This is a genomic window from Lentzea alba (genome assembly GCF_011067745.1).
Classification (GTDB): domain Bacteria; phylum Actinomycetota; class Actinomycetes; order Mycobacteriales; family Pseudonocardiaceae; genus Lentzea; species Lentzea alba.
Genome location: NZ_JAAMPJ010000006.1, coordinates 285,963 through 299,481, shown reverse-complemented (window position 1 = coordinate 299,481; position 13,519 = coordinate 285,963). Strand labels below are relative to the sequence as shown.

General features: G+C 67.3%; 13 protein-coding genes. 10 read left to right on the top strand and 3 right to left on the bottom strand.

The window, feature by feature from the left end; translation table 11 throughout:
- Positions 1–6 precede the first annotated feature (6 nt).
- From G7043_RS23500 to G7043_RS23475, 6 genes are all read left to right on the top strand, one after another.
- On the top strand, positions 7–1,038 hold the full coding sequence (locus tag G7043_RS23500; RefSeq protein ID WP_166048799.1) for a S8 family serine peptidase: 1,032 nt from the start codon (positions 7–9) through the stop codon (positions 1,036–1,038).
- On the top strand, positions 932–4,948 hold the full coding sequence (locus tag G7043_RS23495) for an SGNH/GDSL hydrolase family protein (RefSeq protein WP_166048797.1): 4,017 nt from the start codon (positions 932–934) through the stop codon (positions 4,946–4,948). The genes G7043_RS23500 and G7043_RS23495 overlap by 107 nt, the downstream gene beginning before the upstream one ends.
- Entirely contained in the window at positions 4,945–5,418 is a 474-nt protein-coding gene (locus G7043_RS23490; RefSeq protein WP_166048795.1) for a hypothetical protein, read from the top strand. Before G7043_RS23495 ends, G7043_RS23490 begins: the two co-directional genes overlap by 4 nt.
- A 22-nt stretch (positions 5,419–5,440) precedes the next feature.
- Positions 5,441–5,944 carry a hypothetical protein gene (locus G7043_RS23485; RefSeq protein WP_166048793.1) on the top strand — a complete coding sequence of 168 codons (504 nt, stop codon included), beginning with the start codon at positions 5,441–5,443 and terminating at the stop codon, positions 5,942–5,944.
- A gap of 30 nt (positions 5,945–5,974) precedes the next feature.
- Positions 5,975–6,403, top strand: coding sequence for a hypothetical protein (locus G7043_RS23480; protein WP_166048791.1), 429 nt, complete (start codon positions 5,975–5,977; stop codon positions 6,401–6,403).
- A 98-nt stretch (positions 6,404–6,501) separates the two neighbouring features.
- Positions 6,502–8,091 (top strand): glycosyltransferase family 87 protein, encoded by a 1,590-nt coding sequence (locus tag G7043_RS23475; RefSeq protein WP_166048789.1) that lies wholly within the window; start codon positions 6,502–6,504, stop codon positions 8,089–8,091.
- Here the strand turns inward: G7043_RS23475 and G7043_RS49955 are convergent.
- From G7043_RS49955 to G7043_RS23460, 3 genes are read right to left on the bottom strand one after another with little or no spacing between them, the layout of a single operon-like run.
- Positions 8,003–9,010 carry a GDSL-type esterase/lipase family protein gene (locus G7043_RS49955; protein ID WP_166048787.1) on the bottom strand — a complete coding sequence of 336 codons (1,008 nt, stop codon included), beginning with the start codon at positions 9,008–9,010 and terminating at the stop codon, positions 8,003–8,005. The genes G7043_RS23475 and G7043_RS49955 overlap by 89 nt on opposite strands.
- An 18-nt stretch (positions 9,011–9,028) precedes the next feature.
- On the bottom strand, positions 9,029–10,405 hold the full coding sequence (locus G7043_RS23465; protein ID WP_313888041.1) for a glycosyltransferase family 87 protein: 1,377 nt from the start codon (positions 10,403–10,405) through the stop codon (positions 9,029–9,031).
- 23 nt (positions 10,406–10,428) lie between these two features.
- Positions 10,429–11,199, bottom strand: coding sequence for a deoxyribonuclease IV (locus tag G7043_RS23460; protein ID WP_166048783.1), 771 nt, complete (start codon positions 11,197–11,199; stop codon positions 10,429–10,431).
- Between the two features lie 132 nt (positions 11,200–11,331).
- Here G7043_RS23460 and G7043_RS23455 point away from each other — a divergent pair, with 132 nt between their 5' ends.
- The 4 genes from G7043_RS23455 (at position 11,332) to rpsR (ending at position 13,517) form a co-directional block, all read left to right on the top strand.
- Complete coding sequence (locus G7043_RS23455) at positions 11,332–12,273, top strand: hypothetical protein (RefSeq protein WP_166048781.1); 942 nt, start codon at positions 11,332–11,334, stop codon at positions 12,271–12,273.
- A 101-nt stretch (positions 12,274–12,374) separates the two neighbouring features.
- Entirely contained in the window at positions 12,375–12,683 is a 309-nt protein-coding gene (gene rpsF, locus G7043_RS23450; protein WP_086666963.1) for a 30S ribosomal protein S6, read from the top strand.
- Between the two features lie 29 nt (positions 12,684–12,712).
- Positions 12,713–13,219: a single-stranded DNA-binding protein gene (locus G7043_RS23445; protein ID WP_065915547.1), complete on the top strand. Its 507-nt coding sequence runs from the start codon at positions 12,713–12,715 to the stop codon at positions 13,217–13,219.
- A 58-nt stretch (positions 13,220–13,277) separates the two neighbouring features.
- Entirely contained in the window at positions 13,278–13,517 is a 240-nt protein-coding gene (gene rpsR, locus G7043_RS23440; protein WP_030465683.1) for a 30S ribosomal protein S18, read from the top strand.
- Positions 13,518–13,519 lie beyond the last annotated feature (2 nt).

Sequence of the window (13,519 nt, the reverse complement as noted above, 5' to 3'; positions counted from 1 at the left end):
CCGGCGATGAAGTTCCTGCTCGCACTGGTGATGCTCGCGGACCTCTCCGGGCAGCTCGATCTGGAGCACGCCTGGCAGGTGTCCAAGGGCGCCGGGGTGGTCGTCGGAGTCGTCGACACCGGCGTCGACGACGGCCGCCCCGCACTCGCCGGTGCCGTGCTGCCCGGTGCCGAGTTCCCGGAACTCGGCACCGGCACGCGCGACCGGCTCGGCCACGGCACCGACGTGGCCGAGCTGGTGGTGGGCGTCGCCCCGGAGGCGAAGATCCTGCCGGTCAAGCTCAGCGGCAACAGCGTCGAAGCGAACGCCGCCATCAGGTGGGCGGTCGACCACGGCGCGCGCGTGCTGAACCTGTCACTCGGCAGCTCGGCGAAGGGCACGTTCGACGAAAGCCTTCGCTACGCGGCCGAGCACGACGTCGTCGTGGTGGCCGCCGCCGGAAACGCCGGAACCGACGACGGGGTTACGGCTCCCGCCAACGGTTTTGGCGTGCTGGCGGTGTCCGCGGTGGACGGTTCCGGGAAGTTCCGGCCCGACGTCAGCGTCGAAGGTCCGGAGGTGGCCCTGGCCGCACCGGGGGTCGAGGTGACGTCGTCCGGGCGTTCCGGGACGAGCTTCGCGGCCGCGATCGTGTCGGGCAGCGCGGCGCTGGTTCGTGCCGCGCATCCGGAACTGTCCGCACCGGAAGTGGTCGACCTGCTCACCTCCACCGCCCGGGACGCCGGCCCGCAAGGCCGGGATCCGCAGTACGGGCACGGAATCGTCGATCCGGCGCGAGCCGTGACGTCAACACCCGCGCACGACGCGGGAGCTGGCTTCGTGTGGTGGTTGGTCGCGGGCGTGCTCGGCCTGGCCGGGGCGTTGGCGGCTCTCCTGCACCGCAAGAAGAAACGCACTGATCAGTCGCTGCAAACACGTCCTGGGGGAGTGAATGCGCAGAAAACCGAGAACCACAGCAGCCGTGGTGGCCGCGGTGGCCGCGTCGTTGCTGGTCTCCACCGCCCAACCGGGCACAGCCGCACCCGACAAGACCGCTGACATCGCCGCACCGCCCGCCACGCAGACGAGCACCGAACCGCCTGTCGTGCCGCAGAAGAAGCGCGATGAGGTGATCGGCAAGGACTGGCAGAAGTCCACCGACGTCGCGTGGACGACGAGCGGTGACGCCAACGGGTTCCACGTGCTGGCGGCCAGGGCGAAGGACGGCTACGCCTGGCGCACCGTCGCTTCCCTGTCCGAGCAGGCGTTCGACGCGGACCAGTGGATCGGCAACGCCTGCGCGACGGCGTCCGGCAAGAAGCTGGTCGTCGTGTACGCGCCGCGCACGTTCACCAACAAGCCTGATCTGTTCGAGCGCGGCGGCTTCACGGCGGTCGTCGACCTCGAGTCGGGTGCGGTGAAGAAACTGCCGGTCCAGAGCACACTCGCTTACTACAGCCCCGGTTGTGGCAGCGGCGAGCGCGCGGTGCTGAGCCAGCACGGAACGGAGACCCTCGGCAAGACCCGGCTGCTCGAAGTCGACGCGGCCGCCGGAACCGTGGCCGCGCCGATCGAGATGCCCGGTCAGCTGACCTCGGCGATCCCCACCAAGGAGGGAATCGTCGCCGCGGACTCGGTCGGACTCGTCACGGTGGACGGCAAGGGCGCTCGACGGCTCCTCGCGAAGTCCACGTCGCTGCCGTTCAACCTCCGCGCCGACGACGCCGGTGGCGTGGTCTTCCTGGACCACGAAGGCACCACGTCGTTCGTGCGACGGGTGGAGCGCGTCGCCAGGGACGCCGCGGTGACGACGCTCGCCCAGGGTCCGCTGACCGAGCTGGGACTGACGGCGAGCGCGACCGGCAAGGTCTTCATCACGGGCAAGACGGACAAGGTCGAGAAGCTCCCGGCCGCTGTCGTCAAGGCCGACGTGCCGAAGCTCAGCACGGTGTCCGTGCAGGGCGGGCTCGCGGTGACGTCGGTGCAGCGGGCCAAGACCTCCGACCCCGGTACCGCGACTCCTGACCCGTCGGACCCTCGTCCTGTCCGGGTCGAGGCGAAGGTCTCGTCGACCGGCAAGGCCACCGCGTTCACGGTCCTGCCGGGTAGCGCACCTTCCGCGGCCGGGCAGGCTGCCAGTCCGAAACTCCCCACGACCAGCGGTGAGATGACCGCGTCCGGGTCACCGAACAACCCGGTGGACTCCGAGTCGCCCTGCTCCATCGCTCGCAACGACCCGAACCTGCAGGTCTACCAACCGACTCCGCGCCAGGTGGAGTGGGCGGTGAACTACGCGGTGACCGGCGGTCTGTTCGAACAGCGCCCGGCGAACTGGAAGCAGTCCGGGATGCCCGTCGCGTGGAAGCCGCAGGAGATGTTCCCGTCGATCCCGCTCGAGGGTGGTGGCCAGGTTCCCTCCCAGGTGATGCTCGGCATCCTGGCCCAGGAGTCGAACCTCTGGCAGGCGGCGCGCTACGCACTGCCCGGTGAGACCGCGAACCCGTTGATCGGCAACTACTACGGCGTCGACATTTACAACGGCACCGAAGGCGACGACTGGGACATCAACTGGGGCAAGGCCGACTGCGGGTACGGCGTCAGCCAGGTCACCGACGGCATGCGCAAAGCCGGTCAGACGAAGCCGGGGGAGACCGCGCTGGCGCCGGAGAAGCAGCGTGCGGTGGCCGTCGACTTCGCGACCAACATCGCCGCCGGTCTGCGCATCCTGCAGAGCAAGTGGAACGAGACCCGCCGCGCCGGGCTGACCGTCAACAACGGCGACCCGAAGTGGCTGGAGAACTGGTACTTCGCGATCTGGGCCTACAACTCGGGCTTCAACGCGCCGTCCGGCAACAACCCGTGGGGACTCGGCTGGGCGAACAACCCCGCGAACCCGCACTACCCGCCGAACCGGGCGGCGTTCCTCGAGAACGGGTACTCGGACGCCGCACACCCGCAGGACTGGTCCTACCCGGAGAAGGTCATGGGCTGGGCGGGCCATCCGATCGAGGCCGTCGTGTCGCCCGGCGTCACCGCGTCGGGGTACATGTACACCTACTGGCGGGGCTGGCGGGAGAACATCGACCAGCCGGTGGCCGGCAAGCCGAGCGCCGAGCAGAACCGCCGCAACGTCAAACCGCCGACCTACTTCTTCTGCGAGCCGGCGAAGAACAACTGCGACAAGAACGTCAGGATCACGCCGAACAAGCCGGACGACAAGAACACGCCCGAGGACGAGAGCACGATCGGTGAGCCGCCCGGACCGTGTGCGAACAAGGACGCGGCCGGCTACTACGACCTGAGGTGCTGGTGGCACTACCCGGCGACGTGGAAGCCGGACTGCGACGCCTACGAGTGCGGTGTCGAGACGAACAGGTTCCGCGACCCGGACGTGCCGTACCAGGCGGACGGCATCAGCTACCCGCCGAACTGCACCCGTGCCGGACTGCCGGCGGGGACCGTTGTCGTGGACGACAGCACCGCGGCTCCGGTGCCCAGTGCGGCGAGACCCTGTGGTCGTCAGCAGACCGAGGGGTCGTTCGACCTGCAGTTCGCGGGCGACGCTCCGGACAAGTACCCGTCGAAGATCGACTTTCACCAGCTCGGAGCCGGGTACAACGGTCACTTCTGGTTCTCGCACACCAACGGCAACGACACGATCGGCCAGCGACTCAAGATCACCGGAACCTGGAAGCTGAACAGGCCGATCAACGGCTGGTGGCGGGTGCTCGTGCACACGCCGGACCACGGTGCGCACACGCAGCAGGCCAAGTACGAGGTCAACACCGGCCAGGGGTGGAGCAGCGAGAACTTCCGGTACCTGTCGCAGGGGACCGAGTCGAACCAGTGGGTGTCCATCGGCGTGTACGAGTTCGCCGGCAACCCCGAGGTGCGGCTGGACAACATCAACGAGTACGAGGGTCGCGGTGTGAACGACGTCGCGTGGGACGCCATCGCGTTCCAACCGCTCCCGGCCAAGCCGAAGCACGTCGTCGCGGTCCTGGGCGACTCGTACTCGTCCGGTGAAGGTGCCGGCGACTACTACCGCGAATCGGACAACAACCACGGCACACCGGACTGGGCCGCGTGCCGGCGCAGCCGGGAGGCCTGGGGCCGGAAGCTGATGCTGCCCGGCGCCAACAGTTCGCTCGGCAGCCTCGTCGACGCCAAGTCGAACTGGGCCGAGCTGGGCTTCGTCGCCTGCTCCGGCGCGAAGAACTGGAACGTCAACGGCATCTACGGATACCCGTCCGCATGGCCCCGCAACGAGAAATGGGGACAAACAGACGGGCAGTTCCGGGAGGTCTCCCAGGTGAAGTCCGGCGTGTTGAACAAGAACACGACACTGGTGGCACTGACCATCGGCGGCAACGACGGAGATGCGTTCTCCGAAGCGCTCAGCACGTGCATGTCACCCGTTTTTGGCGGCGCCTGCGCGAATCCCATCACGTCCGACAAGTACAAAGCGATCATGGACAAGACCAAGACCAGCACCAAGGAGACGCTGACCAAGATCGCCGACACCGCCATAAACGCGAAGATCGTTTTGATGGGATACCCGGTCCTCCTCGATTCGTACTCCTGCACAGTCGGCATCGACAGCGCGGAGGTGATGATGCTGCGTGACCTCGCGAACTACATGACGCAGAAGCAGAAGGAAGCAGTAACAGAACTCGGCCTCAGCCGGGTCACTTTCGCGGATGCCATTCCAACGTTCGATCAGCACCAGGCGTGCGAAAGGGATCCGTGGCTGAACGGCATCAAGATCGGCGCGAACGGAAACGGAGACTTCCACGAAGGTGACTTCGACTATCCGGACGGCGGGAGCAAGTTCTGCGTCTTCGTGAGGATCAACGCAGACGACCTGTGCATCAGCCGCGAAGGCTTCCACCCGAACGGCGCCGGTACGGCCGCTTACGCCGACCTGCTGAAGCGGAAACTGGCTGAAATAGGCTATCAAGGTTCATGACCACAAGCCGTCCTTCGACCTCTTCCCGAGCCCTCACCATCATCGTGTGGGGGCTCGGGATCACCCTCCTCGTCGTGCTCGGCCTCGTGATCTGGTTCTCGATCGGCTTGCAGAGCGCGAACAAGAGCGCGGAAGACGAGGCGGAGCGAAGCATCCGCGAGAACGCCGAAAAGACCATGGCACAGCTGCGGCAGCGCGCGGAGGACGGTGAACTGACCGATGCCGACATCGCCGAATCCACCGGTGCGTCCCAATCCGTCCGCGCGGTGAACCGCACCGCCGAGGAAATCACCATCACCTCGGAACTGATCGGCGTCAGCTCCGGCGTGTTCGGATCACGAGGGTCGGAGCTGTGCGTGGTTTTCACGTTCAAACAGCCACTTGGACGCAACTCGGAGTCCAGTTACCGAGAAATTCCTTCCTGCCCAGAAATCAGGTTCAGTCCGACCACACAGCCAAGTCAGAGTTGAGATTCACACCTGGGGGAATGCAATGCGTAAAATCGCTCCACTCGGCGTGCTCGTCGGAGCACTGCTCTGCTCGTTCGCCGTACCCGCGGATGCGGCGGCTGGGCAGAAGTACTGCGTCGCGGTGACCAGTGCGGACAAGCAGAACACCGTGATGACGTGCGACAGCCGTCAGAACTCGCCCAAGCTGAAGGCTGCTTCCGCCTCCGCGGCGGCGGCCGCCACGTTGCTCATGACCTGGTACGACAACTGGCACTACAACACCGACAACGGATGGATCAACTGGTACGGGTACGCCGGCACCTGCGATTCGAGCGGCTACGTCGTCGATCTCGACGCGACGAACTTCACGGCGTGGCGCAACCGCATTTCGTCGTTCGAGGTGCACGGGTCGTGCGGATACACCGTCGCTTACGTGCAGGATCACAACCCGAATTCGTCCAGCAACGGGTACAAGGGCGACACCTGGTACGTCGACGACGAGTTCAACGACCGGATCAACCGGTTCAGGGTCAGGACCTTCAACTGACGAGTCGAGTAGCGAAACCTGGGGGTACACATGTCGTTCAAACGCATGCTCGCATTGCTCTTCTCCGCATTTTTCGCCATGTCGCTGCTGACGGTTTCTCACACCGCCCAGGCCGAGCCCATCACCACCGCGCCGGAGTTCAGCGCGTTGGAACAGGGAACGTCCTGCGTCAACATCGGCAACGGTGACGTCTGCATCCGTGTCGGCGACATCGTCAACAACCGCGCGGACATCAGCGTCTGGTTCACCAAGAAGGCCGGTGACCCCGTGTTCGTGCGCCTGGCCTGGTTCCCCGGGCCGAGGTACGACGAGGGCGGCTTCTGGATCAGCGCGGGCGAGGTGCGCGGCTACATCTGGCGCAACCAGCTGCTCTACGACTACTACTGCTTCACGGGCGCGATCCTGATGGATCCGCCGAACTGGCTGGTCTCCATCAACGGCGGCACGGTCTGCCGATAGCGCTCGCACCGACAGGGCCCCGGGACACTCCGGGGCCCTGTCGCGTCGGTCCAGGGATGTTGACCACGGCGAAACGGTGTTGCCCGTAACATCCGCACGTGCCCAGCAGCCCTGCCGAGCTTCCCGCAGAGGACACCGACTCGCTCACCCACGAGGAGCGCGTCGCGCCCACGTGGACGGAGTCGCTCGCCCGCACCCTCAGCAGACCGTTCGGCGGTCCGCTCGGCGAGCACGCCCAGGTCGGCAGGAACTACTTCTGGACAGCCCTGCGGGTGGTGTTGTTGTTCGCCGTGCTGACGTTGCTCGGCGGGTGGGTGCAGAAGTCGCCGTGCATCCAGCAGTACGTGGACGACAAGGGCGTCGTGCAGCTGGACTGGCGGGGGAGCAAGCAGTTCACGGCGCTCTGCTACTCCGACACCGTGCCGCTCTACACGGCGGAACGGCTCGACCAGCGCGGGTCGTTCCCGTACATCACCTCGTGGAAGGACGACGAGGGCAAGCCGACCGAGCACGTCCGGTACATGGAGTACCCGGTCGTCACCGGGGTGTTCCAGTGGCTCAACGCTCGGGTGGCGCAGGGGCTCGTGGCGCTCATCCCCGGCCTGCCGATGACGGTGATCGTGTACTTCAACGTCACGGCGTTCTGGTTGGCCGTGGCGTGGCTCGTAACCGTGTTCTCCGTTGCGAGGATCGCGCGGCGGCGGATGTGGGACGCGGCGTTGGTCGCCGTGTCGCCGTTGGTCATCGTCCACGCGTTCACGAACTTCGACACGATCGCGACCGCGCTCGCCACGGCCGGTTTGCTGGCGTGGGCGCGTAAGAAGCCGATGCTCGCCGGTGCGCTGATAGGTCTTGGTGGCGCGGCGAAGCTCTATCCGTTGTTCCTGCTCGGGCCGTTGCTGCTGCTGTGCTGGCGTTCTGACCGCTTGAAGGCGGGCCTCACCACCACCGCGTCGGCCATCGGGGCGTGGGCGCTCGTCAACGCGCCGATCGCGTTGAACCCGGCGTCGCACACGGGGTGGAAGGAGTTCTTCCGCCTCAACACCGAACGCAACGCGGACCCGGACACGATCTACAACGTGCTCGTGCAGTGGACCGGGTGGAAGGGCTTCGACCCCGGACTGACGCAGGGGCAGCCGCCGACGGTGCTCAACACCGTGAGCTCCGTGCTGTTCCTCGCGTGTTGCGCCGGCATCGCTTACGTCGCGCTGAGCGCGCCCACCAGGCCGCGGCTCGCGCAGCTCGGGTTCCTGGTCGTGGCGGCGTTCCTGCTGACGAACAAGGTGTGGAGCCCGCAGTACTCGCTGTGGCTGGTGCCGCTGGCGGTGCTCGCGTTGCCGCGCTGGAAGCTGCTGCTGGCGTGGATGACGCTCGACGCGCTCGTGTGGGTGCCGCGGATGTACTTCTACCTCGGCACGGACAACAAGGGCCTGCCGATCGACTGGTTCCTCGGCGCCGTGCTGCTGCGGGACGCGGCCGTCATCGTGCTGTGCGTGGTCGTCCTGAAGGAGATCTACCACCCGGAGCGCGACAAGGTGCGGATGTCGGGTGACGACCCGTTGGCGGGTGTCATGGAGGACGCGCCGGACCGGCGGATCGTCACACCCGCACGAGGCGAGCCATTGCACCGAATGCGGACGCGTTCGGATGCAGATGATCACCGGAGTCGAACTCCGGACGCAGTCTGAGCGGGTCGGCGGGGTCGCGCACGGCCGCGTCGAAGTCGACGTGGCCGGGGAAGGTGGCGCGGATCCACGCGTTCACCTGCTGGCGCTGCCGTTCCCTGTCCTCGGTCCAGTTCACCCAGCCGCGCCACGGCGTGATGGTGCCGACGTTGAACTCCACGCCCTCGTTGCGGCACCGCTGCTGAACCGTGCGGATGCCCGCGATGACGTTCTCCGCGCTGACGCCGCTCTGGATGTCGTTGATGCCGCCGAGCATCACGACCTTGCGCACCTCGGCGCTGTAGAGGACGTCCCGGTACACGCGGGTGACCATCGGCGCGGCGCCCAACACCACGCCGTTGCCGCCGATGCCCGCGTTCAGCACCGCGTAGTCGCTCTCCACCAGCGACGGCCAGCTGCCCTCGGCGTACCCCTCGGTGATCGAGTCACCGAACATCACCGCGGCGCCCGGCGCGGTGAAACCCGCGACCTCGACCGCCGACACGAGACAGACGTACGCGCGCGCCGACGTGATGGTGTTCCACGCGCGCGCCTGACACGGTGTGCCGTCCGGGGTGGTTGTGCTGATCTCCAGCGTCTTGGTCACCGGGAGCTGCACGGCGTCGCTGTAGACCTCGTCGCGCGCCCTGATCGTGATGCCGCGCGACCGGCCGAACGTCAGCTGCCGCGACTCGCCGTTCGCCGTCACGGTGACCTGCTCGATCCGGACCGGCTTGATGCCCATCAGGTTCGACAGGCGCACCCGGACCGACGTGCCGCCCGCGGCGAGGTCGACCGTCGTGCGCACGACGTGGTCCGGCACCCCGGCCGAGAGCGTCGGCACGGCCTGCCACACGGGCAGCCAGCGGATCGCCTCCGACCGCGCCGGCACGCCGGAGGCACCGCAGACCAGCAGCAACGCCAGCGCGATGATCACCCTCACACGTGCAGTGTGCGGCGATCAGCCCTTCGCGGCTACTGCCCCGCGGATGAATTTGAGATCTTCGTGGTCGTCCTCGGTCACGTCCTTGGCCTTGAGGAACGCCACGAACAGCGCGACGAGCAGCGCCGCACGACCCCACACGCCGATCATCACGGCCTGCGCGGAGAAGCTGTCGTAGATCCCGGCCGGCTGACCGAACTCGATCGCCCAGAACCAGCGGAAGATGCCGATCCCCATCGCCAGGTCGACCACGAAGTAGGCGTACGCCCACATCAACCGCACGCGCAGGAGCACCAGGAACGGCACCAGCCACAGCGTGTACTGCGGCGAGTGGACCTTGTGCAGCAGCATGAAGCCGCACAACATCGCGCCCGACACCGCGATCCACGGGTAGCTGCCCTCGCGGGTGAACCGCCACCAGCCGTAGCCGGCCGCGATCGCGAACGACACCAGGATCGTGATCGGCGAGATGACGCCGACCAGCGACTGCATCGCGTCGTCACCGATGAACGGCCGCAGGCCCCAGTACCAGATCGAGTTCGTCGTGATGTCGACCCGGCGCAGCTGCTGGAACTCGAACGACGCGAGCCAGCCCTTGCTGCCCGCGATCGCGAACGGCAGGTTGACCAGCACGACCGTGACGATCGAGGCGAGCCCGACCTTCACCGCGCCGGCGATGTCGACCTTCTTGCCCTCCGGCATCTCCTGGCCGCGCCAGCCACCGGTGGCCACGAAGAGCATCAGCGGCAGCACGAAGGCAGCCGGGTAGACCTTGAACGCGAACCCGAGCCCGAGCAGCACGGACGCGACCGTGGCCCGTTCGACGAGTGGTCTGTTCCAGCGGTGCACCACGAAGACCGCGGCCACCGAGCACAGCACGACCGGCAGGTCCCAGTTGTGGAACGCGTACAGGATCAGCGGTGGCCCGATCGCCCACAGCAACGCGCGCCAGCGGGCGAGCTTGCCCAGCATCCAGCCGGTGAGCAGGCCGAACGGCGCCATCAGCAGCGACGAGTAGAGCAGGTACTCGGCGTCGTTGTGCGCGAAGATCGCGCCCGCCCAGATGATCAGGCCGGAGAGCACCGGGTACTCGACGGAACCGCCGATGAGGATGCCCTTGTCGTTGATGTCGCCGTCGACGTACGGGAAGACGTGCCGGTCGATGTCACGCCCGATCCAGAGGTGCTGGATGTCGGAGTAGCAGACGTCTTCCTTGTTGCGCTCGTCGTAGTCCGGCTGCGTGCGGCCCCACTGGTCGAACGACGGACCGGTGCAGCGGTCCTTGTTGATGAAGCCCAGCAGCAGCGTGAGCCCGCACAACAGCGTGAGCACCACGAGGGCCGCGCTGCCGAAGCGGTTCACGAAACGCCCGCCGTCGCCTCGCTCGGGCGTCACGCTCACCACCTCGTGCACGGTCTTCACCGGCCGGCGCGGTCGCGCAGGAAGGCGATGTCGTCGGCCTGGCCCTCGTCCGGTGTCTCCACCACGACGGGGCATCCGGCGTTGGCGACCACGGCCACCAACTGGTCGGCGTCGATGGTGCCAGTCTTGATGTTGTCGTGCCGATCGCGTGCGGAACCGAACTCGTCGCGCGAGCTGTTCAGGTGCACCAGATCGATCCGGCCGGTGATCGCCTTCACCCGCTCGACGATGCCGACGAGGTCCTCACCAGCGGCGAACGCGTGGCAGGTGTCGAGGCAGAAGCCCGACCCGAACTCGCCGACCGCGTCCCAGAGGCGCTTGATGTTGTCGAACGAGCGCGCCATCGCGTTGTCGCCGCCCGCGGTGTTCTCGATCAGCACCGGGACCGCGAAGCCGCCCTCGGCGACCTGCCGTTCGAAGAACTTGCGCCAGTTCGCGAAGCCCTCTGACGGGTCTTCGCCCTTCGTGACGTGCCCGCCGTGCACGATCAGGCCCTTCGCGCCCACGGTCGCGGCGGCCTCCGCGTGCTGGATCACGTTCTTCCTGGACGGAATCCGGATCTTGTTGTTCAGCGACGCAATGTTGATCATGTACGGGGCGTGGACGAACACCTCGAGGCCGGAGGCGAGCAGAGCCTCCGTCTGCGGGTGTGGTTTGGGCTTCTTCCACCCCTGGGGATCCGACAGGAAGAACTGGACGACCTCGGCCCCGCGTTCGGCCGCGGCGCCGACCGGGTCGTCGTCGCGAACATGGGCCCCGATGCGCATGAACAAGGAGGGTAGTCGGCGTCCATAACGCCATCGCAGCCGCCGCCGATAGGAGTAATTGCGAAAACTGGGGATGGTCTGCGTCACGACCAGGACCTACGGTCGTTACTTGAGAGTAGGAAAGGGGTTCACATGCGACTGCTGAGCGTCACCGCCGCGACGCTTCTGACGCTGGTCTCCGCCGCCGTGGGAGTCACTCCCGCCACGGCCGCCGAGCCGATCGTCGTGGGCAGTTGCGCCACATCGGTGCAGGGCACGCCCGGCACGCCCGTCTCTCTCAGCCCCGCCGCGGTCACGCAGCCGATCACGGACCTGATCCGCGCCGTCCCGTTGCTCGGACCGCCGCTCGCGGACCCGTTCAAGCAGGCGTTCGCGCAGGCCAAGCCGATGCCGATCGGCGCAGTCCAGGTCGGCACGACCACCATCAGCGGTGCCACGATCGCGAACGCGGTGATGGCCGAGCTGCAGAAGCTCCCGCTGCTCGGACCGATCCTCGGCACCCTCGACCAGACCGTCCGCGCGACGCTGACCAGCGGCTGCCAGATCACCGTGACCGGCGTGAACCAGGTCGCCGCGCCGATCCAGGACACCTCGAAGGGCCTCGCCGACGCCTCGCAGCAGGCCGTCGGGGCCATCCCCGGCGCACCGAAGCCTCCGGCCCAGCAGCCCCAGCCGCAGCCGGGCACGCAACCCGGCCAGCAGCCCGGTGTGAACCCCGGCACCACCCCCGGCGTGCCGGCGGGCTCGCCGAGCAACCGCGACTTCTCGCTCTACCCGCTCGGCACGAACTTCGGCCGCGTGCCGCTGTTCAGCTACGGCTCGCTGCCGTTCGCGATGCCCGGCCTGTACTCGCCGTCGCCCGGCGTCCGGTACGGCTCGCAGGTGCCGCGCGCGTCGAACGGCAACAGCTACGAGAGCGACCAGGTGCAGGCCGCCGGTCGCGCGACGGCGCTGCCCAGGCTGGGCGGCGGTCCCGGTGGCGTGGGCGCTCCGGTGCTGGTCGCGGTGCTGATGCTGGCCCTGGTGACGGGCGCGCTGGTGCGAACCTGGGTGCTCCGCCGCACCGTTGCGTAGTCGCCGGACGCGCTCTGTTACCCTTCTTCAGTTGCTGACGCGACGACCCTCCTGCCACGGAGAGCCCGTGGCCGCGAGTCCACAGGAGGTGAGTGGTCCTCATGCGTCATTACGAAGTGATGGTCATCCTCGACCCCAGTCTCGACGAGCGCACGATCGCGCCGTCTCTCGACACGTTCCTCAACGTCATCAAGACGTCGGGCGGCAACGTCGAGAAGGTTGAAGTGTGGGGCAAGCGCCGGCTGAGCTTCGAGATCAACAAGAACACCGAGGGTATCTACGCGGTGCTCGACCTGACCTCGACGCCGGACGCGGTGAAGGAACTGGACCGCCAGCTCGGTCTGCAGGAGACGGTGCTCCGGACGAAGGTCCTGCGCCGCGAGCCCGCCAAGTCGGCCGCCAAGGCCTGACGAACCTCGATTAGGGGAGCTCCCAAGACATGGCTGGCGAGACGACGATCACGGTGGTCGGGAACCTGACCGCCGACCCCGAACTCCGCTTCACCCAGAGCGGTGCCGCGGTGGCGTCCTTCACGGTCGCCTCCACGCCCCGCACCTTCGACCGCCAGTCCGGCGAGTGGAAGGACGGCGAAGCGCTGTTCCTGCGGTGCAACGTGTGGCGTCAGGTCGCCGAGAACGTGGCCGAGTCGCTCACCCGTGGTTCGCGAGTGCTCGTCTCCGGACGGTTGCGCCAGCGTTCCTTCGAGACGAAGGAAGGCGAGAAGCGCACTGTCGTGGAGCTGGAGGTCGACGAGATCGGCCCCTCGCTGCGCTACGCGACCGCGAAGGTCAACAAGGTCAGCCGTGGAGACGGCGGCGGTGGCGGCGGCTTCGGCGGCGGCGGCGGTCAGCAGTCTCGTGGTGGCGGTGGCGCACCTGCAGACGACCCGTGGGGTTCCGCCCCGCCGGCCGGCTCGGGTGGCTTCGCCGACGAGCCCCCCTTCTAGACCGACTGCACCGGTCATCCAGAACCTGATCACTGCGTATTCCAGGAGTTAGAGACACATGGCCAAGCCGCCTGTGCGCAAGCCCAAGAAGAAGGTTTGCGCCTTCTGCAAGGACAAGAGCGCGAACCTGATCGACTACAAGGACACGACGCTGCTTCGGAAGTTCATCTCCGACCGCGGCAAGATCCGTGCCCGCCGCGTCACCGGCAACTGCTCGCAGCACCAGCGCGACGTCGCTGTTGCCGTGAAGAACGCCCGTGAGATGGCGCTGCTGCCCTACACCTCGACCGCCCGCTAAGA

Coding starts and splice junctions, on each gene's coding strand:
- rpsF (WP_086666963.1), top strand. CDS start 12,375: ATGCGTCATTACGAAGTGATGGTCATCCTCGACCCCAGTCTCGACGAG.
- G7043_RS23495 (WP_166048797.1), top strand. CDS start 932: ATGCGCAGAAAACCGAGAACCACAGCAGCCGTGGTGGCCGCGGTGGCC.
- rpsR (WP_030465683.1), top strand. CDS start 13,278: ATGGCCAAGCCGCCTGTGCGCAAGCCCAAGAAGAAGGTTTGCGCCTTC.
- G7043_RS23460 (WP_166048783.1), bottom strand. CDS start 11,199: ATGCGCATCGGGGCCCATGTTCGCGACGACGACCCGGTCGGCGCCGCG.
- G7043_RS23445 (WP_065915547.1), top strand. CDS start 12,713: ATGGCTGGCGAGACGACGATCACGGTGGTCGGGAACCTGACCGCCGAC.
- G7043_RS23490 (WP_166048795.1), top strand. CDS start 4,945: ATGACCACAAGCCGTCCTTCGACCTCTTCCCGAGCCCTCACCATCATC.
- G7043_RS23500 (WP_166048799.1), top strand. CDS start 7: ATGAAGTTCCTGCTCGCACTGGTGATGCTCGCGGACCTCTCCGGGCAG.
- G7043_RS23480 (WP_166048791.1), top strand. CDS start 5,975: ATGTCGTTCAAACGCATGCTCGCATTGCTCTTCTCCGCATTTTTCGCC.
- G7043_RS23485 (WP_166048793.1), top strand. CDS start 5,441: ATGCGTAAAATCGCTCCACTCGGCGTGCTCGTCGGAGCACTGCTCTGC.
- G7043_RS23455 (WP_166048781.1), top strand. CDS start 11,332: ATGCGACTGCTGAGCGTCACCGCCGCGACGCTTCTGACGCTGGTCTCC.